Source organism: Sorangium sp. So ce117 (genome assembly GCF_051524395.1).
In the GTDB taxonomy this organism is placed as follows: domain Bacteria; phylum Myxococcota_A; class Polyangia; order Polyangiales; family Polyangiaceae; genus Sorangium; species Sorangium cellulosum_B.
Genome location: NZ_CP150309.1, coordinates 7,560,995 through 7,580,121, shown reverse-complemented (window position 1 = coordinate 7,580,121; position 19,127 = coordinate 7,560,995). Strand labels below are relative to the sequence as shown.

The following is a 19,127-nucleotide window of genomic DNA, read 5'->3' as shown; positions in this document are numbered from 1 at the left end:
GCAGGTTCAGCCGGGCTGCGCGGCGTCGCGCGCAGCGGTCTTCTCCGCGCCGCCCGCGCCGCCGTAGAGCGCCTCGAGCGCGGGGCCGTACTTCTGGAGCGCCACGCGCCGCTTCAGCTTCAGGGTCGGCGTGAGCATCCCGTTCTCCGCCGTGAAATCCTCGGCCGCGAGGGCGATCTGCTTGATCTTCTCGAAGGACTTGAAATCAGACGCGTACCTGTCGACCTCCGCCTGGACGTGCGCGACCACCCGCGGGTGCTTCAGCATCGCCTCCGTCGACTCGAACGAGAGCCCCTCGGCCCGCGCCCATTCCGTGAGCGCCGTCATCTCGGGCGCGATCACCGCCACGTTGAAGGGGCGGTTGTCGCCGTAGATCATCGCGCCGTTGATCAGCGGAGAGAGCTTGATCTTCTCCTCGAGCGGGGCCGGCGCGACGTACTTGCCGTTCTCCAGCTTGTACTGCTCCTTGATGCGGCCCGTGACGAAGAGGTAGCCGTCGTCGTCGAGGTAGCCCAGATCGCCTGTGCGGAAGCCGCCGTCCTCCGTGAAGACGGCCTTGTTCTCCTCGTCGCGCTTGTAATAGCCCACCATGACGTTCGGGCCGTAGACGACGATCTCTCCCTGCTTCGGGTCGTGCGTCTCCGACCTGTCGATGACGATCTTCACGCCCGGGATCGCCTTGCCCACGCTGCCGAGGCGGCGGGCTCCGGGGTAGTTCACGGTGGCGACGGGCGATGTCTCCGTGAGGCCGTAGCCCTCGAAGACGGTGATGCCGAGCGCGTCGACGAACTCGGCCACCTGATAGGCGAGCGCCGCCCCGCCGCTGATGGCGTACTTCAGCTTGCCGCCGAACTTGGCGCGTATCTTCGAGAAGATGACGCGGTCCGCCACGGCGAGCGCGAGCCGCTCGACGAGGCCGAGGGGCTCGCCCTTCTGCTTCTTCGTCGCGGCGCGCATCCCGGCGCGGAACAGGGCCTGGATGACGGCGGGCTTCTCCGCCATCTGCTTCTGCACGCCCTCGTAGATGCGGTTGAAGATCCGCGGGACGCTCATCAGCACGGTCGGGTGCACCTCGGCGAGGTTCGCGACGATCTTGTCGACCGACTCGCTCAGCGCCATCGACGCGCCCACCGTGATCATCACGTGGAGCTCGCCGGTGTGGCCGAACGAGTGGGCCCACGGGAGGAACGACAGGCTCCGATCGCCGCCGCCGAAGGGGATGAGATCCAGCACCGCGCAGACGTTGGAGGCGATGTTGCCGTGCGACAGGATCACCCCCTTGGGGTTGCCGGTCGTGCCCGACGTGTAGATGAGGCACGCCGTGTCCTTCGACGTCGGCTGGATGACCGGGGCCGGGCTCCCCTCGCCCGCGGCGAGGAGCTCCTTGTACGAGCTGGTCTTCGCCCCGGGGACGCCGTCTCTCGCCCCGTCGGGGTCGAACAGACAGACAACGTGCTTCAGCGAGGGCGCCTTCTCGGCGAGACCCTTGCATTTGCCGTAGATCTGCGGCGTCGCGACGATCGCGGCCACGGCCTCGCAATCGTTGATGATGAACGCCCACTCGCTCGGGAGCTGCGCCTCGTACATCGGCACGACGGCGACTCCCATGCTGAAGCAGGCGTACGCCGAGACCGCCCACTCGACGCGGTTGTTGGAGATGAGGGCCACCCGATCCCCCCGCTGGATGCCGAGCGACGCCAGCCCGCCGCGGAACCTGGCGACGAGCTGCCCGAACTCCGCATACGTGATCCAGTCCCAGCGGCCATCGGTCTTTGTCCCGAACAGCGGCCGGTGGCCATGAAGCTTCAGCGCGCGATCGAGCAGGTCTACCAGGTTCTCCAGTTTCGCCATCGGTCTCCTCCCGATCCGATTGTTAACATGGTACTGCGCCGCGTCAGTGTCCTTTTGGCGGCACGTGGCGCCGGCTGTTGTCGCGCCGACGCTGGAGCGGCCCCGCGCGCGTCGCTCGGCGCGGGCGCGGGGCGCCTGCGCGGGGTTGACGATGGGGGGAGCGGGAGCGCTCGCGCGCCGTCGACGGCGTCGACGGCGGGGCTCCTGGCGCGCGAGGTGGCGGCCTCGGGCCCCTTCTGTTAGAGCGTTCATCGCTTCGATGCCCCGGTATTCCATCACGACGTTCGGCTGCCAGATGAACGTGCACGACTCCGAGCGGATGCACGACGTGCTCCGCTGCGCCGGCTACACGGAGGCCGGCAGCGCCGAGGAGGCGGACGTGCTGGTGCTCAACACGTGCAGCGTGCGCGAGAAGGCCGAGCAGAAGCTGCGGAGCGAGGTGGGTCGGCTCGCGCGCTGGAAGCGGGAGCGCGCCGACCGGGTGCTCGTCGTGGCGGGCTGCGTGGCGCAGCAGGAGGGGGAGCGCCTCCTCAAGCAGATGCGCGCGATCGACGTCGTGGTGGGGCCCGACAACATCCCGGAGCTGCCCGGCCTGCTCGGCGACCTCGCGATCGGCGGGCTGCCGATCGCGCGCACGGTGTTCGACCTCGACGCGCCCCGGTTCCTCGTCGCGTCGCCGCCGTCGCCCTCGTCCTCCTCCTCGCCGCGCGCCGCGCCGACGGCGTTCGTGACCGTCATGAAGGGCTGCGACGAGCGCTGCTCGTTCTGCATCGTCCCCCACACCCGCGGGCCGGAGCGGTACCGGCCGAGCGACGAGATCGTCGCCGAGATCGCGGCGCTCGTGGCGGCGGGGACGCGCGAGGTCACGCTGCTCGGCCAGACGGTGAACAGCTACCGCGACCCGCTCGGCGCGCTGCCGCGGGCCCCGGGCGCGAGCGCGGACGACCCGGACGAGAGCGAGTTCGCGGCGCTGCTCCGGCGCGTCGCGGCCGACGTCCCCGGCCTCGCGCGCCTGCGCTACACGAGCCCGCACCCGCGGCACCTGACGCCCTCGCTCGTCCTCGCCCACGCCGAGCTCCCCGTGCTGCCGCGCCACGTGCACATGCCGGTGCAGTCGGGCAGCGATCGGGTCCTCCGGCGGATGATCCGCCGCTACACGCGCGCCGAGTACGTCGCGCGGACGCGGGCGCTCGTCGAGGCGGTCCCGGGGCTGACGCTCTCGACCGACATCATCGTCGGCTTCCCGGGCGAGACGGAGGACGACTTCGCGGCGACGCTGTCGCTCGTGCGCGAGGTCGGGTTCAAGGGGCTGTTCGGCTTCAAGTACTCGCGCCGGCCGCACACGCCCGCGCTGAAGCTGCCGGACGACGTGCCCGAGGGCGTGAAGGGCGAGCGGCTCGCGCGCCTGTTCGAGGCGAGCGAGGCGCTGCTCGGCGCCCACCTGTCGGACCTCGTGGGGACGACGCAGGAGGTGCTCGTCGAGGGGCGCGACAAGGAGCGCGGTCACGGCGGAGCCGGCGGCGCGCTCTGGTCCGGCCGGACGGGGCGGCACGAGATCGCGCACATCGACGGCGCCGGGGAGCTCGATCTGCTCGGCGAGGTCGTCGAGGTCTCGATCACGCGGGCGAACAAGCACTCGCTGCAGGCCGAGCTCACCGAGGCGGCGCGCGCCGCGGCCCGGCCGCGGCAGCGGGGCGGCCTGGAGCCGCGGCCCGCCCGGCGCTCGCTGCCGGTGGTCGCCGCCGAGGGCGGCTGACGTGGCGCTCGTCCTGGACCTCGGCGGGGTGTCCCCGCGGCTCGGGCGCGACGTGTTCCTCGCGCCGAACGCGACGGTGATCGGCGACGTCGAGCTCGGCGACGAGGCGAGCGTGTGGTTCGGCGCGGTGCTGCGCGGGGACATCGGCGCGATCCGCGTCGGCCCGCGGACCAACGTGCAGGATCTCGCGTGCCTGCACCTGACGGGCGGCGTCTCGCAGACGATCGTCGGCGCCGACGTGACCATCGGGCACAGCGCGATCCTGCACGGCTGCCTCGTCGGGGACGGGTGCCTGATCGGGATGGGCAGCATCGTGCTCGACAACGTCGAGATCGGCGAGTGCTCGGTGATCGCGGCGGGCGCGGTGGTGCCGCCGGGGCGGGTGATCCCGCCGCGCTCGATGGTGCGCGGCAACCCGGCCCGGGTGGTGGGCGAGGTGCGGCCGGACCAGGCCGAGCTCGGGAGGCTGGGCGCCGCGGGCTACGTGGAGAACGCGCGGCGCTTCCGGGCGGCGCTCGCCGGGGAGGCCGTCGAGCCGCCGGAGGTCGCGGCGCGCTTGGTGATGCGAGAGGTGAGGAAGCCATGAACATCACGGTGAACGGGGAAGCGCGCGACGTACCGGCGGCGCTCACGGTGCGGAGGCTCGTCGAGCTGCTCGGGCTGACCGAGGGGCCGGTGGCGGTGGAGCGCAACGGCGAGGTGGTGCCGCGCGCCGAGCACACGGCCGCCGAGCTCGCCGAGGGGGACGTGGTCGAGATCGTCCATTTCGTCGGCGGCGGCTGAGGCCGCCTCGGCGCCCCTGGCGTTTTGACGGTTTTTTCTTTTCTCAACGGTCTGACGATCTTCCAGATCGTTCGCGATCCGGCTACCATGGCCAGCTGCCGTGGATACGAGGGCCCTCGTTCTGGTCTTGGCGCTCGGCGGGTCGGCCGGCGTGGGCGCCGCCGTGGGGGTGCGCCATGTGTTGCCGGCCTCTCCGGTGGTCCGCGGCCTCTCGGTCGGCGAGCGCTTCCTGCCGGACGGCGCCGCGCCGGCGGCCTGGCTCGCGGCGCGGCGTGACGCGCTTCGCGAGCGCGTGGTCCGCCTGCGCCACGACGACGTGGAGCTCACCGCCACGCTCGGTGAGGCGGGCGTCGAGGTCGACGTCGACGAGACGCTCGCGGCGGTGCAGCGCGTCGGCCACGAGGGGCCCTGGGCGCGGCGGCTCCGCGAGGCCCGAGGGGCGCGGCGCGGCGAGATCGACGTGCCGCTCGCCTGGGCCGTCGATGAGCCGCGGGCGCGGGCGTTCCTCGAGCGGCTCGCTCCGCAGATCTACCGGGCGCCCGTGGACGCGCGGCTCGACCTCGCGAACCGGCGCAAGATCCCGGAGCAGGCCGGCCGGGCGCTCGATGTCGAGGCGTCCATCGCGGCGCTGCGGGCCGGGGAGCACGGCGACGAGGAGCTCATCGAGCTCGCCGTCCGGCAGATCTCGCCGCAGGTCGTCGTCGCCGACCTGGTGAGCGTCGACGTCACCAGGGTCGTCGCGGCCTACGAGACGAAGTTCAAGCAGCTCGGCAAGGAGGCGGGGCGCGCCCGCAACATCAGGAACGCGGCGTCCAAGATCGACGGCACCATCCTGGCCCCGGGCGACACCTTCTCGTTCAACGCCCATGTCGGCCCGCGGACGGCCAAGAACGGGTTCACGATCGCCCCGGAGATCCTGGGGGACGAGACCGTCCCCGGCTACGGCGGGGGGACGTGTCAGGTCTCGAGCACGCTCTACGCCGCGTCGCTCTTCGGCGCGCTCGACACGCCGGATCGCCAGAGCCACTCCCGCCCGAGCGCCTACATCCCCATGGGGCTTGACGCGATGGTGACTTACCCGGAGTCGGACCTGAAGATCAAGAACACGCTCCCGTTCCCGATCATGATCCACGCGTATCTCCCCGAGCCGACGGTGCTCCGCGTCGAGATCCTGGGCGGAGACCCCGTGGCGGAGGTGCAACACCACGTCTCGGCCGAGCACACCGACGATTTCATCCGGCGCATCTACGTGAAGTCCGAGCTCGCCGAGGGCAAGGTGAAGCGCCACCAGAAGGGCTCGTGCGGATACGACGTGAGGTCCTTTGTCACCGTCCGTTACAAGGACGGCAGGGCCTCGGAGCGCAGCTATTCGAGCGAGTACAGGCCCGCGCCAGAGGTCTTCTGGGTCGCGCCCGACTACGACCCGCAGGCGCTGCCGGCGCTCTCCGAGCACGCGAAGGCGGTGGAAGAGCTCCGCGAGGGGGAGCCCCCCGCCGAGGCCCCCGCTGCAGCGGGGCAGGGCGGCGCCTACTCGATGTGAGCCCGGTCGAGGGCGCCGGACCGCTCGGCGAGCGGGGGCGCGGAAGCGCCCTCCATGATGGGTTCAGACGAGGCGGCAGGCCTCCTCGAATGTCAAGCGTGGCCCCCGCGGGTGGAGGTTCGTGGCGTCGCCGTACCCGAGGGTGCAGATGAAGTTCGAGCGCCAGCTGCTGCCTTTGAAGAAGGCCTCGTCGAGGATCTGGTTGTCGAAGCCCGACATGGGACACACGTCCAGGCCCAGGGCGAGCGTCGAGTAAGGGGATGCCTTATCCCGCCACCCCCTTCGCGAGCGCATAGGCCTGCGTGCCGCGTGTGTAGATCCGATCCTCCGGCAGCACGTCGGCCGGCGCGATGTCCGTCAGCTGGGCGGCCTGTTCGTAGAGGGGCGCGAAGTCGGTCTCGAGCGTCTGGCGGAGAAGATCCTCGAAGCTGTCGATCAAGAAATAGCTCTGCTGGTAATCGTCGATTCGATAGCGGGTGCGCATCAGCCGCAGCAGATCGAAGCCGACCCGATTGGGCGAGGGATCGTCGAGCGCAAAGATCGATTCGCCGTGCGAGGAGACGATCCCTGCGCCATAGATGCGCAGGCCCTCTGCGCTCTGCATCAGCCCGAACTCGACCGTGTACCAGTAAAGGCGCGCCAGCCGCTGGATCGCGCCGAGCCCGTTCGCCCGCTGGCCGCCCTGGCCATAGGCCTGCATGTAATCGGCGAAGGCGGGGTTCGCCAGCAGGGGGACGTGGCCGAACACGTCGTGGAAGACGTCCGGCTCCTGCAGATAGTCGAGCTGCTCGGGCGTGCGGATGAAGTTGCCGGCGACGAAGCGGCGGTTCGCCAGATGTTCGAAGAACACATCGTCGGGAATCAGGCCCGGCACCGCCACCACCTGCCAGCCGGTCGCATTCATCAGGCGATCGGAGAGCGCGTCGAAGTTCGGGATTCCGCCGTCGCCTAGACGCAACACATCGAGCCCGGCCAGGAACTCGGGCGCGGCGCGGGCCGGGAGTAGCTTGGCCTGCCGATCGAACAGCCGGTCCCACAGCGCGTGCTCGGCCGCGCTGTAGCGCTCCCAACGCTGGGGAATCGTCCAATCCGCTGCCGCGCCTTCGGGCGGGGTGCCGTGTGCATAGCTCATGGTGGGGGAGAATGAAGTCCAGACGCTTCGGGGGAGAAGGCATCATAGGAACATGGCGTCCGCAAGGGCAAGCCTGCTGGTTCCCGCGCCTGCCGACCGTGGCCGCGCAACCGGACACGTCGGAGGAGCTCCGCCGTCGCCTGGTGAGGGTGGCCACCGTGCTCGCGCGCCTCCAGGCGCTTCGCCGCGCTCCGGCAGGAGCGCGACGCGACGCCATGCGAAATACAGCAGGCGGCGCGCCGAACGCCGGCAGGATGGCAAGGACATTGGCTGTCCGTGCGCGCCGGGACGTCGCTTGACCCGGAGCCGTCCTCAGGGGAAACTCTGTGTCCATGACGGCGGGCGGCGCCCCTCTGTGCGCGGCCGAGGCGCCGAGGATCGCCTGCTGCCAGGGACGAAGACGGGCGTGATCTTCGCTTAGCTTAACTTCGCTGCTCGCGACGACAGACTCATGAGGATCGTCATCTTCTTCTGGCTCGCTCAACGTGGCCGACGCGCGAGCTCGGCCATGAGGCCGAAGAGCTCGACCGGGCCCGGCGAGGGGAGCTTCCCGCCGCTGAACTCGCGGTAGAGCGTGTGCACGTTGACCACGATGCGCTCGGCGTCGCTCCAGCTCGCGTAGTCGGCGAGCGCGATGTCGCGGGCGGCGTCCGCCGCGGGCATGCCGGCGTCGTAGCGGCGCCGGGCCTCGTCGCGGATGTACACGAGGTAGTCGCGGACGGCGCGCACACCCGCGCGATCCGTGATGGGGCCGTGTCCAGGCACGATGACGTCGACGTCGGCCGCGAGGAGGATGTCGCAGGCCTTGAGCCAGTTGCCGACGGGCCCTGCCCACATGATCGGCGTCGCGTCGATGAAGAGGACGTCTCCCGTGTAGATCACCCGGTCCGCCGGCACGTGGACGAGCAGATCGCCCTTCGTGTGCGAGGGGCCCACCTCGATGAGGCGGACCTCCTTGCCCCCGACCGCGACGGTCAGCTCCCCGTCGAACACCCGGGTCGGCGGCGTGGGGGCGATCCCGTCGAAGTCGAAGGCGCCGAAGCAGTGGACGAGGTACTCGCCCAGCGCGCCCGCGGCGCCGCTGCGCGCCTGTCGCATCAGCATGGCCAGCATCGGCGCGGGGACCTCGTCCATCTCGGCGGCGCCGGCGCGCGTGGCGATGATCGTCGCGCCCTCGACGAGCGCGTTGCCGTAGCAATGGTCGCCGTTCGCGTGGGTGTTCACGACGGTGCCTATCCGCGCCGCGGCGGGGGCCGCCGCGCGCATGGCGTCGAGCATCTCGCGCGTGCGCCTCAGGTCGAAGAGCGTGTCGACGAGCAGGGCCTCGCCGTCCGAGGTGACGAGCCCCGCGTTGCTGAGGCCCCAGGTTCCGGCCGGCTGGAGATAGGCAAAGCAGCCATTGCCGATGTCCTCCAGCCCTCGTTCATACCGCCATCGGCCCATGGCCACTCCCTCGTTCCCGGGCGCCGCCGGGCGCTTCTCCGAGCCTCGAAGGTAGGCCATCCGCTGGCCGCCATGGAATCGAAATCAACCCCCGCACGCCGCCGTGAGCGAGGGGGCCCGGGGGATTGGTCAGGAGGCGGTCGCGGTCGCAGTCACCACGCGTAGGCCTCCGGCGCCTCGCCGCCGGGGCCGGGGAACATCGCGTCGAGCCGCCCGAGGTGCTCCGGCGTCAGCGTGATCTCGAGGGCGCGCAGGCTCCCGTCGAGCTGCTCGGCGGTGCGCGGGCCGAGGATGGGCGACGTCACGACGGGGTTCCGGAGCAGCCAGGCCACGGCCACGTCGGCGGGCCGCTCTCCGATCTCGGCGCAGAACGCCTCGTATGCCTCCAGCTTGGCGCGGTTCTTGTCGATGCGCGCCTGCGCGTCTGCGGAGGAGCGCCGGCCCTCGCGCGCCTTCTGGAGGGCGCCGCCGAGCAGCCCGCCGGCGAGCGGGCTCCAGGGCAGGACGGCGAGGCCGAGCGCGCGGCACGCGGGCAGGACCTCCAGCTCGACGGTGCGCGCGTTGAGGTTGTACAGGCTCTGCTCCGAGACGAGGCCGAGGAAGTGCCGCTGCGCGGCGAGGCCGTTCGCCTGGGCGATCTGCCATCCAGCGAAGTTGCTGCTGCCGACATAGAGGACCTTCCCCTCGCGGACGAGCTGCTCCATCGCCTGCCAGATCTCGTCCCAGGGCGTCTCGCGGTCGATGTGGTGCATCTGGTAGAGGTCGATATGGTCTGTCTGCAGGCGGCGCAGGCTCGCCTCGCAGGCGCGCCGGATGTGATAGGCCGAGAGCCTCCTGTCGTTCGGCCCTTCGCCCATGAGGCCGTAGACCTTCGTGGCGAGCACGATGCGGTCCCGGCGCCCGTCGCCCTGGGCGAGCCAGCGCCCGACGATCTGCTCGGTGATCCCCTCTCCGCGCTTCCGTCCGTAGACGTTGGCCGTGTCGAAGAAGTTGATCCCGTGTCCGAGCGCTCGGTCCATGATGGCGAAGCTGTCGGGCTCGCTGGTCTCCGGGCCGAAGTTCATCGTGCCGAGGCAGAGGGGGCTGACCTTCAGGCCGGTGCGTCCGAGATTGCGGTAGTCCATGGCGCCGGAGGGTAGCAACGCGCTCCGCGGGCCGTCCACGCTCCAAGGCGGAACGCGTCGTAAGGATTCGCCGGAGTCGCGCCGTCATGAGCCGGCCCGGCGGGCGGCGGCGCGCGGCGCGCGACAGGCGCCGCGCGCCGCGCCGGAGGCCTCGTCGCGGGGTGGCGGCGGCGCGGATCCAGCGCGGAGGGCCGCTTCCTTGATGCGCAACGGTGCTTCACTTATGCTCGCTCGCCGGGGCGAGGAGACGACCATGTGGCAGCAGGAAGACACGGAGATCGCGCACGCCGAGAGCGTCCACGACGAGGCGCGGGGCATGCGCGGCGTCCGGTTCGTCATCGATATCGGGAACATCGACCCGTTCGACGCCGCCGCCATGTGGTGGGATCAGCAGGGCTGCGCGCGGGAGCTCTTCCCCGGGACCGGGTGCGAGATGCAGTCGGGATCGTACCGTGAGCCGCGCTTCGTCGTCCGGATGAGCGTGCCTCTCCCGGGCGTCGGGCACTTCACGCAGACGTTGCGCTTCTCCGCGGAGCGCGTCTCGCCCGAGGTCTTCGTCATCGTCGTCGACGCGTTCGAGGAGAACGTGCTGTGGACGCGGGGGCTCGGGACTTACCGCTTCTCGCCGGGCTCGGGCGGCACGACGCTGATCGAGGTGACGAGCCTGTATGCGCCCAAGGTGCCGATCATCGTCCTGAATCAGGCGTCGCTGGCGGCGGCCCGCGCGCACCAGCGGCGCTACCTCTCCGGCCGGCGCCCGACGGACGAGGAGAGAGAGCAGTTCCTGTCGGCGATCGGCGCTGGCCCGCAGGCCGACGCCTGAAGCACGCCGCGCGTCTCGGCAGCGGCCGGCAGCGGCCCCTCCTTGCCCGCCGCGGGGGTGCTCCTCAGGCGCGTTGCTTGCCACGCGCCGATGGCGGCGGTGAAGGCGATGACCGCGGCTCCGATTGCGACGTCGAGGCGGCCAGCACCGCGGCCTCGTGCGCGGCGAAGCGCTGCTGGAGGAAGTCGACGAACAGCCGCGCCCTCGCGGGCAGGAAGCGCCGGCTGGGGTAGATGACGTTCACGGCCGAGCCCGGCGCGGGCAGGTCGGTGAGCAGCGGGACGAGGCGCCCGGCGTCGATCTCGGCGGCGACGTCCCAGATCGACTTGAAGGCGAGGCCATGGCCGGCGACGGCCCAGTCGCGCACCAGGTCGCCGCTGTCGGCCACGAGCCGCCCTGAGGGTCGGACGGTGTGGAGCCCTTGCTCGGTGCGGAAGGTCCACGCGAGGGCGCGCATGCCCGGGCGCTGCAGCACGATGCACTCGTGGCCGGCCAGGTCTGCGATCGTGCGCGGCCGCCCGCGCCGCGACAGGTAGGCCGGCGCGCCGCAGACCACGCGCCGGCTCCGGGCCAGCCGGCGCGAGACGAGGCGGGAGTCGGCCAGCGCGCCGATGCGCACGGCCACGTCGACGCCGGCCTCGAACAGGTCCACCACGCGATCCGACAGGCTGACGCGCACGCTGAGCCGCGGGTGCGCCGCCGCGAAGTCGGCCGCGGCCGGCCCCACCCACTGGCGGCCGAGATCCACGGGCGCCGACACGCGCAGGACGCCGCGCGCCTCGGCCTTTCCGGCGGTCACCGCGAGCTCGGCCTCGCTCACGTCGGCGAGGATGGACATGCAGCGCTCGTGGTAGGTCGCGCCCTCGCTGGTCAGCGTGAGCCGCCGCGAGCTGCGCTGGAGGAGGCGCACGCCGAGCGCCGCCTCCAGCCGCGTCATGCGCTTGCTCGCCACCGCCGGCGAGAACCCGAGCTCGCGCCCCGCCGCCGACAGGCTGCCGCTCGCGACCGCGCACACGAACAGCTGCATGTCCTCGAGCTCGACCATCGCGCGCGCCCTCGACGAACCCCGGGAGGGTAGGCGCGCCGGCGGACATCTTCAACTTTTTCGAAAAGCTGGTTCGGCCAGTGCGCTCGTTCTCCTTCGTGGAGGAAAGGCTCAAGGTGTCCGTGTCGCCGCGCCGGTGCGGGGCCCAGGGCCCGCCGCGCTCGACGCTGCGCCCCGCCGTGCCGGCGGCGCCTCCGGTCGGCGCGTGCGCGCTGACCGGCTGCCCGAGATCGCCGTTCGAAGGAGACACGTCATGAGAAAGCCCTTGTTGATGAGCGCCCTCTCCCTCTCGCTCTTCGCCGCCGCGAGCGCCTGCTACGTGCAGGGCGCCGGCGCGGAGGATCTGCCCGCGCCGCGGTCGATGGTCGTCGACGCGAGCCTGCCCAGGGCGCAGGCGGACGCGGCGATCCTCGCGGCGCGCCGCTTTTACGCGTTCTGGGGCACCGGCGAACCGCGCTACCTCGACGCGGCGATCGCGCCGACGTTCACCGACCGCACCTTGCCCGAGGGGCGCCCGCAGGGCCCCGAGGGCCCGGCGTTCGCGTCGAAGAGCTTCCGCGCCGCGGTGCCGGACCTGAGCTGCGAGGTGGAGCAGCTGATCGTCGCCGGCGATCGCGTGGTGGCGCACCTGCGCTTTCGAGGCCACTTCACCGGCGCCTTCGGCGACAGGAAGGGCGCCGGGCAGGCCGTGGACTTCATCGCCACGGACATCCTGCGCGTGCAGGACGGTCGCATCACCGACAACTGGCACATCGAGGACAACCTGACGCTGTTCCAGCAGCTCGGCGTCGTGGCGCAGTGACCGCCGACGGGGGGCGGAGCGGGCCAGGGATATCTCGTCACATCGTGGCAAGACCATCGTGGCACTTCGCCGGGAGCGCGATCGGCGCGCGGCTCACTTGGCCAGCTTGATCACCGACGCTGGCCGCTCGTCGGTGGCCCAGGTCGTCCAGTAGAGCGCGCCGCAGTCCTGGGCGAGATCTCGGATGTCCGCGCTGTCGGCGAGCGGCTCCGGCGCGCCGCCCGAGGTGCGCACCCGCTGGAGCTGCCCCTCGCGGCTGTACCAATAAACAAAGGTGGAGTCTGCCAGCAGGCGCGTGGGGAAGTCCGTCGCCACGAGCGCCCCTGCGTCGGTACCGTCCTTGTTCGCGGCGTAGATGGCGTAGCCGCTGATCCAGAAGATCCGCTCGCCGACCGCGATGTCTCCGGGGAGATCGCCGTCGTGGATGGGGATCGACGCGACGATCTCGGTCTGGCCGGGCTCCCCGAGCGGCATCCGCCGAACGGTGCTGTGTGTCCCGCCGGGCTCAAGCTCGGTCCAGTAGAGATGGGTGGCGTCGAGCGCGAGGCCTCCGACGTACGTGTCCCGGTCGAAGACGGAGAGGCCTGTCTGATCGGTCGCGTCGGCCCGCGCCGCCCAGATGCGCTTCGGGACATCGCGCGCGTCGGGATCCTGCTCCGGGTCCTCGATCACGCCGGTGATCCAGTAGACCCAGCCGCCGCCGGCCACGGGCCGCCGGTAGCCCGCCGCTCCCTGGGCGCTGGCGACCGTCGAGACGGTGACGTTCCCCGTGAGCGGCATCCGGTACACGTCCGGCTCGGTCTCGTCGGTGATGAGCAGCGAGCTCTCCGAGCGCGCGAGCAGGGTCGCGAGCGAGTCGAGCACCACCAGCGGCTCGGTCGAGCCGGAAGCGGCCTTGTCGGTCGCGAAGATCGTGCTCCCATAGCCGCTCGCCCAGAGCACGCGCCCATCGTCGCCGTCCCCATCCACAACGAGGCCGATCGCTTCGTGCTCCTCATCGTCGGCCGTGGCGAGGACGACCGGCAGACACTTGCCTTCCTCGCAGGCGCCGCCGAGGCAGCTCCTGCCGGGCACACAGCAGTTCTCCGGATCGGAGAGGTAATCGTTGTCGCCGTCGGCGGCCTGGCACGCGCCGGGCGCGCGCCCTGTGAACGGCTCAAACGGGCACTCCGCGGAGGGCCCGCCGGCCGCGCCGCCCCCGCCCCCGCCGGCCCCCGAGCCTGCGCTCGCGGTGGCCCCTGCGCCCCCTGAGCTGCCCGAGCTCCCCGCGCCGCCTGCCGCGGGATCTCCGCTGGCTTCTCCGTCGGGGATCCCCCAGATCGCGTTGCAGCCGAGCGCCGTGCTCAGGGCGGCGCACGCCGCCAGGCCGGTCCAATAGGTTTGTCGCATCGCGGTACTCTAGCGCCGCGCGCTTTCGGTGGAGAAGCCGGACGCGCGCGCGATGTCGGTTTCTGATCGACACGCGTCGACTCCCGTCGGCAGGCAGACGCTCAAGGCGCCAGCCCCGCTGCCACGGTTGGAATTTGGCGACCACCTCGTCCACCACCACGCGATTGCGGCGCGTGCGTTAACATGCTTTCTAGTCTCTTCGTGAATCGCTCGCGCGGCGAGCGCCGCGTGACCACACCATCATGAAGAGGTACCTTGCTTTATCACAACGATTCGCTTCGATTGGTCCTTTGCCTGGCTCTCGGGCTCTCGGCGGCGGCTTGCTCCGATGACGATTCCACGGGCACCGGCGGAGGTGCCGCCTCCAGCACGACCAGCAGCGGCGGCTCCAGCCAGGGCGGCGGCGGCGCTGGCGAGGGCGGCAGTGCGGCCGGCGCGGGGGGAGAGGGCGGCGGCGGTGCGCCGGCTGGCACCGGGGGAGAGGGCGGCGGTGGTGCGCCGGCCGGCGCGGGGGGAGAGGGCGGCGGCGGCGGCGCGGCCGGCACGGGGGGAGAGGGCGGCGGCGCGCCTCCGAGTGATCCAGCCTGCGGCGCGGACACCGCGGCGTTCGCCGACGTGGAGCCCATCCTGACGAGGAGCTGCGCGAGCCAGTACTGCCACGGCAGCGCCGGCGCGCCGACCGGCGGGCTCGACCTCCGCGCGAGCGCGGCCGTCGGCAAGCTCGTCGAGCAGGACAGCGCGTCCTGCTCCCGCGAGCAGGCGCTCGTCGTGCCGTTCAAGCCGAGCAGCAGCTATCTCATGAACAAGCTGAAGGATGTCAGCCTGTGCGACCCTGACGAGAGCAGGATGCCGCCCGGCGGGCCGCTGCCCGAGGCCGATATCAAGACGATCAACGACTGGATCTGCGCGGGCGCCCCCGCCCGCTGAGCGTTACCTCGTCAAGATCGTCGATGCGACCGCGCCCGCCGGCGCACGCCGATCACGGGCAAACCGGGAGCTGCGATGAGGTGAGTTGCTCGGCGGTGGGGGTATTCTCCGCTCTGTGCGCTCGGGCAACCGATCCTCTCGCCGATTCGCCCTCGGGGGACCCTGGGCTACGGCCCTGGCCGCGGATCCTTGCAGCAGCGAAACCCGATCTCGTAGAACCGGAACATCGGTCCATGCGAGTCGTTGGTCCCCCGGCACCCCGCCCACGGCTTGGACCAGTAGCCGCCCTTCAGCGACGAGCGGTGTGGCCACTCGGGGCGCGAGGTCGACACCCACTCTTCGACGTTGCCGACCAGGTCGACCACGCCGTACGGGCTCACGCACCCTGGGTACGAGCCCGACGGCTCCCCCTGCCAGAGCCGCTGCGTCTCGGCGGCCCGCACCGCCGGGTCGTCGGACGCGAGCCGCCGCTCGCTGATCCCACGGTACGGCTTGCTGACGTTGCAGGCGGCCGGATCGTGCGCGTAACCGTAGGGGAAGGGGAGCGCGGACGGCCCCTCGCAAGCGAGCTCCCACTCGAACTCGGTGCAGAGGCGCTTGCCGACGGCGGCGCACTCCCGCTCGGCCTCGATGAAGCGGAGCATCACGACCGGCAGCGCGCCGGCCCGGTTCGGCCACTCGTGGCGGTCCATGCACGTGCGCACCGGCGTGAAGCGCGGCTCGGCGGCGAACAGGCCGGGGAAGAAGTCGAAGCAGTGGCCGCCACGGTAGCTCGTGCAGATCCGCTGCACGTTCTCGGCGTGGGTGCCCTCGACGAGCACCATGTCGGGCGGGCAGGACGCCGCAGGTCCGGGCCGGGGCGGCGCGTCGGCCTGGGCGAGCAGCGGGGCGAGCAGGAGGTCGAGGAGCACGCGGGGGGTCTCTATCGCAAAGCCGCGCGGCGGACGAGAGGCCGCGCGGCGGCTCGCCTGGATTCGCGCCCGTCGCGCCCGTGCCGCGCTCGCGCTCGGGCGCCCACCTGGGGTACTCTCGCGGTCTATGCGAATGGCGCTGCTCAGGATGCGCGCCGCTGCGCTCGCCGCCCTGGCGTGGGGAAGCGCTTGCGGTGGCAACGTGGTGGTCGACGGGATGCCGGACGGGTCAGGAGGCGCCGGGGCGACGAGCTCCGGCGCGATCAGCACGGGCGCGTTCGGCTCCAGCGCGATCAGCACGGGCGTGGGCGGCTCCACCTCGGTGACCGTCGGCGTGGGCGGCTTCACCGCGGTCAGCAGCAGCGCGACCTGGATGGCCACGTCGGGGACCGCGAGCGCCTCCACCGCGGCGGGCGGCGGCGATGCCTGGTCGTCGTGCATGAAGTTCTGCGAGACCTATACGGATGCCTGCGAGCAGGTGGAGCCGGGGCAGTGCGAGGGGTTCTGTAAGGGGTATGTGAACGAGGCGCCCCAGTGCAACGAGCCGCTCGCGCGGTTCTTCGACTGCGCGACGAACGGCAGCATCGACTGCGACTTCGCCCTGGAACGGTGCCGGCCGTTCCTGGCCGAGTACGACGCGTGCGTGGCCAGCGGCGGCTGCACGCCGCTCGAGTGCTTCGCCGATCGCAACCGGGCCTGCTCGTGCAAGGGCTCGTGCCCGAACGCGGCGTTCGCGGTCGAGTGCCGCCCCGACATGCGCAACGGGATCCTCTGCTCCTGCTTCGTCAACGGCGAGGAGGTGGCCACGTGCCAGGATGTCGGCCCGGCGTGCGACCTCGCCCACGGCTGTTGCGAGCCGATCTTCGACGGGTTTCGCTGAGGGACGCCCGCGGCGTTCGCCGCGGAGGGCCAGCCAGGGAGCGCGGCGCAGGGCGAGCGCTCGCCGAGACGAGCGCGCGCTGCGTGGGGGCGCGGATCGACGCGGCGCTCGCGCCCGGGCGCGCTCCTGGGCTACTCTTGCGGCCCATGGGAATGACGATGCTCAGGATGCGCATCGCTGCGCTCGCCGCCCTGGCGTGGGGGAGCGCGTGCGGTGGCAACGTCGTCGTCGATGGGATGCCCGACGGATCAGGAGGCGCCGGGGTGACGAGCTCCAGCGCGATCAGCACGGGTGCAGTCGCCGTAAGCGCGGTCAGCGTCGGCGTCGGCGGCACCAGCGTGGGCGGCTCCGGCGTGGGCGGTTCCACCGGGGTGACCGTCGGCGGGGGCGGCTCCAGCGCGGTCGGCGCCGGCGTGGGTGGCACCGGCGGGAACGGCTCCAGCGCGGTCAGCTCCAGCGCGGTCAGCTCCAGCGCGACCTGGATGGCCACGTCGGGGACCGCGAGCGCCTCCACCGGGGCGGGCGGCGGCGATGCCTGGTCGGCGTGCGTGCGCTTCTGCGAGCGCTACGAGGAGGCGTGCGGGGTGTTGGCGCCGGGCGGCTGCGGGACGATGTGTGACTACGACCTGGCCCAGGCGCCCCAGTGCAACGATCTGCTCATCCCGTACTTCGACTGCCTGACGAACGGCAGGTCCGACTGCGATCTCGTCGGGCCCCGGTGCCAGCGGTCCCTGGACGAGTACGACAGGTGCGCGAACGGCGGCGGCTGCCCGCGGATCGAGTGCGCAGGCGATCCCGGCGGGGCCTGCAGTTGCAAGGGCGCGTGCCGGGGCGTGGTCGTCGCGGCCGAGTGCCGCACCCAGAGCTCGGGCAGGACGCTCTGCTCCTGCTTCGTCAACGGTGAAGAGGTGGCCTCGTGCGAGGACCGCGGCAGGACGTGCGAGCTCGGGCGTCGTTGCTGCGGGCCGTACTTCGAAGCGTTGCGCTGAGGGGCACGAGCGGGGTTCGCCATGGAGGACCACACGGGGGGCGCGGCGCAGGGTGGGGCGCTCGCCGAGGCGCTCGCGCGCTGCGTGGGGGCGCGGATCGACGCGGCGCACGCGAACCCGGCGACGGGGCTCGTCGCGCTCGCCGTCTACGACGGGACGCGGCGCGCGCTCGGCGCCGGCATCGGGCCGCGCGTTTCAGGGGTAGGGATCCTGCCGAGGCTGCCCCGGCTCCGTGCCGGCACGTCGCACCCGCTCGTCGCCGCCATGAGGGCGCACCTGGTCGGCCGCCGCGTGCTGGCGATCGAGGTGCGGGGCGACGGCATCGTGATCGTCGCAGGGGATGATGATGCAGTCATGGTGGAAAATGACCGAGGGGGTGCATGGGGCGCACCCAGGTTGGGGTTGGCCGCGCCCGAAGCCGGGTTGGGGCCGGCGGCAGTTCCCGAACCCGGGTTGAGGCCGGCGGCAGTTCCCGAACCCGGGTTGGGGGCGGCAGCACCGAGGTTGGGGTTGGCCGAACCCGGGTTGGGGGCGGCGGCGCGCCCACCCAGGTTGGGGTCGTCCCCGGGGGCGCGGCTGGAGCTCGTGCCGGGACGCCGCGGAGAGGCGCGGCTGCTCGACGCCGCCGGCCACCTGATCCTCCGCTGGCCGCCTCAGGGGGGCGCCCCGCAGGCGGCGGTCGCTTACCCGGCGGATCCGCTGGCCGCCGGCGCGGCGCTCGTCGAGGCGAGCGACGACGCCGCCGCCGGGCAGGAGAAGGCGGCGCTCGCGCGCGCCGTGAAGGCGCGGCGCGCGGCGCTCGAGCGCAGGGCCGAGGCGGTGCGCGGCGATCTCGGGCGGCTGGGCAGCGTCGCGCGCCTGCAGAAGACGGGGCAGCTCCTGCTCGCGCAGGGCGCCCGTGTGCCGCGGGGCGCCGCGAAGGCGCTCCTCGACGACTGGGAGACCGGCGGCAAGATCGAGGTCGCGCTCGACCCGTCGCGCCCCGCCAAGGCGCAAGCCGAGGCCTTCTTCGCCAAGGCGCGGCGCTACCAGCGCGGCGAGGCGGTGATGCGCGCGCGCCTCGCCGAGACCGAGCGCGCCCTCTCGGCGATCGCCGCGCTCGAGGCGGACGTCGCCGCGGCGGAGGCGCGGCCCGAGTCGCTCGAGCCGCTCGCGCAGCGCGCCCGCTCCCTCGGCGTCTCGCGCGCGGAGCTCGCCGGCGAGCCCGGGACGTCCGGCGCCCGCGCCCTCCGGGCCGGGCGGCCCGCGCCGCGGCGGCCGTTCCACGCCTACCGCAGCGCGTCCGGCGCGGCGATCCTCGTCGGCCGAAGCGCCGAGGACAACGACGCGCTCACGACGAAGCACGCGCGGCCGCACGACCTCTGGCTTCATGCGAAGGGCGTCACGGGCTCGCACGTCGTCGTGCCGCTCGCGAAGGGGGCGAGCTGCCCCGCGGACGTGCTTGTGGACGCCGCGACCCTGGCGGCGCACTTCAGCGACGCGCGCGGCGAGGCGGTGTGCGAGGTGAGCTACGTCCAGCGCCGCTACGTGCGCAAGCCGCGCGGCGCGGCCCCGGGCGCGGTGGTCTTCGACCGGGAGAAGGTCATCGCCGTCCGCATCGAGGGCGATCGCCTCTCGCGGCTGCTCGCGACCAAGGAAGAGGGCTGACGCCGCGCACGGCCGGCGGAGGTCACGCCCGGCGGCGCACGTCTTCGCCCGCCGGCGGAGAGCCCGCGCCGCCGGTGGAGGCCGC

Annotated in this window: 17 protein-coding genes and 1 pseudogene; 10 read left to right on the top strand and 8 right to left on the bottom strand. The window is 72.3% G+C overall.

From position 1 onward, the window contains the following. Nucleotides 1–6: 6 nt before the first annotated feature. The gene (locus tag WMF46_RS28290; RefSeq protein ID WP_437980044.1) at nucleotides 7–1,851 is read right to left on the bottom strand and encodes an AMP-dependent synthetase/ligase; all 1,845 of its coding nucleotides are present in this window, start codon (nucleotides 1,849–1,851) and stop codon (nucleotides 7–9) included. 259 nt (nucleotides 1,852–2,110) lie between these two features. On the opposite strand from WMF46_RS28290, the gene miaB reads away from it, so the two are divergent. The 4 genes from miaB to WMF46_RS28270 all read left to right on the top strand — a co-directional run bounded on the left by miaB (nucleotide 2,111) and on the right by WMF46_RS28270 (nucleotide 5,930). Beyond that, nucleotides 2,111–3,607: a tRNA (N6-isopentenyl adenosine(37)-C2)-methylthiotransferase MiaB gene (miaB, locus tag WMF46_RS28285; protein WP_437980043.1), complete on the top strand. Its 1,497-nt coding sequence runs from the start codon at nucleotides 2,111–2,113 to the stop codon at nucleotides 3,605–3,607. 1 nt (nucleotide 3,608) lies between these two features. Next, entirely contained in the window at nucleotides 3,609–4,193 is a 585-nt protein-coding gene (locus WMF46_RS28280; protein ID WP_437980042.1) for a gamma carbonic anhydrase family protein, read from the top strand. Then, complete coding sequence (gene thiS / locus WMF46_RS28275) at nucleotides 4,190–4,390, top strand: sulfur carrier protein ThiS (RefSeq protein ID WP_437293204.1); 201 nt, start codon at nucleotides 4,190–4,192, stop codon at nucleotides 4,388–4,390. The genes WMF46_RS28280 and thiS overlap by 4 nt, the downstream gene beginning before the upstream one ends. 100 nt (nucleotides 4,391–4,490) lie before the next feature. Further along, nucleotides 4,491–5,930 carry a VanW family protein gene (locus tag WMF46_RS28270; protein ID WP_437980041.1) on the top strand — a complete coding sequence of 480 codons (1,440 nt, stop codon included), beginning with the start codon at nucleotides 4,491–4,493 and terminating at the stop codon, nucleotides 5,928–5,930. 63 nt (nucleotides 5,931–5,993) lie between these two features. Here the strand turns inward: WMF46_RS28270 and WMF46_RS28265 are convergent. From WMF46_RS28265 to WMF46_RS28250, 4 genes and pseudogenes are all read right to left on the bottom strand, one after another. After that, nucleotides 5,994–6,173: pseudogene (locus WMF46_RS28265) on the bottom strand (malonic semialdehyde reductase); the annotation flags it as partial. Nucleotides 6,174–6,195: 22 nt separating this feature from the next. Beyond that, a complete protein-coding gene (gene phhA, locus WMF46_RS28260; protein WP_437980040.1) occupies nucleotides 6,196–7,062 on the bottom strand; it encodes a phenylalanine 4-monooxygenase in 867 nt (288 codons plus the stop codon). Nucleotides 7,063–7,542: 480 nt separating this feature from the next. Then, nucleotides 7,543–8,505, bottom strand: coding sequence for an MBL fold metallo-hydrolase (locus WMF46_RS28255; RefSeq protein WP_437987946.1), 963 nt, complete (start codon nucleotides 8,503–8,505; stop codon nucleotides 7,543–7,545). A 152-nt stretch (nucleotides 8,506–8,657) separates the two neighbouring features. Beyond that, on the bottom strand, nucleotides 8,658–9,629 hold the full coding sequence (locus tag WMF46_RS28250; protein ID WP_437980039.1) for an aldo/keto reductase: 972 nt from the start codon (nucleotides 9,627–9,629) through the stop codon (nucleotides 8,658–8,660). A 253-nt stretch (nucleotides 9,630–9,882) separates the two neighbouring features. On the opposite strand from WMF46_RS28250, the gene WMF46_RS28245 reads away from it, so the two are divergent. Beyond that, complete coding sequence (locus WMF46_RS28245) at nucleotides 9,883–10,452, top strand: hypothetical protein (protein WP_437980038.1); 570 nt, start codon at nucleotides 9,883–9,885, stop codon at nucleotides 10,450–10,452. A gap of 64 nt (nucleotides 10,453–10,516) precedes the next feature. Here the strand turns inward: WMF46_RS28245 and WMF46_RS28240 are convergent, their stop codons facing one another. After that, a complete protein-coding gene (locus WMF46_RS28240) occupies nucleotides 10,517–11,497 on the bottom strand; it encodes a LysR family transcriptional regulator (protein WP_437980037.1) in 981 nt (326 codons plus the stop codon). Nucleotides 11,498–11,750: 253 nt separating this feature from the next. Between WMF46_RS28240 and WMF46_RS28235 the strand changes: the two genes are divergently transcribed. Beyond that, nucleotides 11,751–12,299 carry an ester cyclase gene (locus WMF46_RS28235; RefSeq protein ID WP_437980036.1) on the top strand — a complete coding sequence of 183 codons (549 nt, stop codon included), beginning with the start codon at nucleotides 11,751–11,753 and terminating at the stop codon, nucleotides 12,297–12,299. Between the two features lie 93 nt (nucleotides 12,300–12,392). On the opposite strand, the gene WMF46_RS28230 is transcribed toward WMF46_RS28235, so the two are convergent. Then, a complete protein-coding gene (locus WMF46_RS28230; protein WP_437980035.1) occupies nucleotides 12,393–13,688 on the bottom strand; it encodes a hypothetical protein in 1,296 nt (431 codons plus the stop codon). Between the two features lie 282 nt (nucleotides 13,689–13,970). Here WMF46_RS28230 and WMF46_RS28225 point away from each other — a divergent pair, with 282 nt between their 5' ends. Continuing rightward, nucleotides 13,971–14,615: a hypothetical protein gene (locus tag WMF46_RS28225; protein WP_437980034.1), complete on the top strand. Its 645-nt coding sequence runs from the start codon at nucleotides 13,971–13,973 to the stop codon at nucleotides 14,613–14,615. A 167-nt stretch (nucleotides 14,616–14,782) separates the two neighbouring features. On the opposite strand, the gene WMF46_RS28220 is transcribed toward WMF46_RS28225, so the two are convergent. Next, nucleotides 14,783–15,526, bottom strand: coding sequence for a formylglycine-generating enzyme family protein (locus WMF46_RS28220; protein WP_437980033.1), 744 nt, complete (start codon nucleotides 15,524–15,526; stop codon nucleotides 14,783–14,785). Between the two features lie 133 nt (nucleotides 15,527–15,659). Here WMF46_RS28220 and WMF46_RS28215 point away from each other — a divergent pair, with 133 nt between their 5' ends. The 3 genes from WMF46_RS28215 to WMF46_RS28205 all read left to right on the top strand — a co-directional run bounded on the left by WMF46_RS28215 (nucleotide 15,660) and on the right by WMF46_RS28205 (nucleotide 19,042). Then, nucleotides 15,660–16,406, top strand: a complete 747-nt coding sequence (locus WMF46_RS28215; protein WP_437980032.1) for a hypothetical protein — start codon at nucleotides 15,660–15,662, stop codon at nucleotides 16,404–16,406. Nucleotides 16,407–16,573: 167 nt separating this feature from the next. Beyond that, nucleotides 16,574–17,395 (top strand): hypothetical protein, encoded by an 822-nt coding sequence (locus WMF46_RS28210; RefSeq protein WP_437980031.1) that lies wholly within the window; start codon nucleotides 16,574–16,576, stop codon nucleotides 17,393–17,395. Nucleotides 17,396–17,416: 21 nt separating this feature from the next. Continuing rightward, nucleotides 17,417–19,042, top strand: coding sequence for an NFACT RNA binding domain-containing protein (locus tag WMF46_RS28205; RefSeq protein ID WP_437980030.1), 1,626 nt, complete (start codon nucleotides 17,417–17,419; stop codon nucleotides 19,040–19,042). Nucleotides 19,043–19,127: the final 85 nt, after the last annotated feature.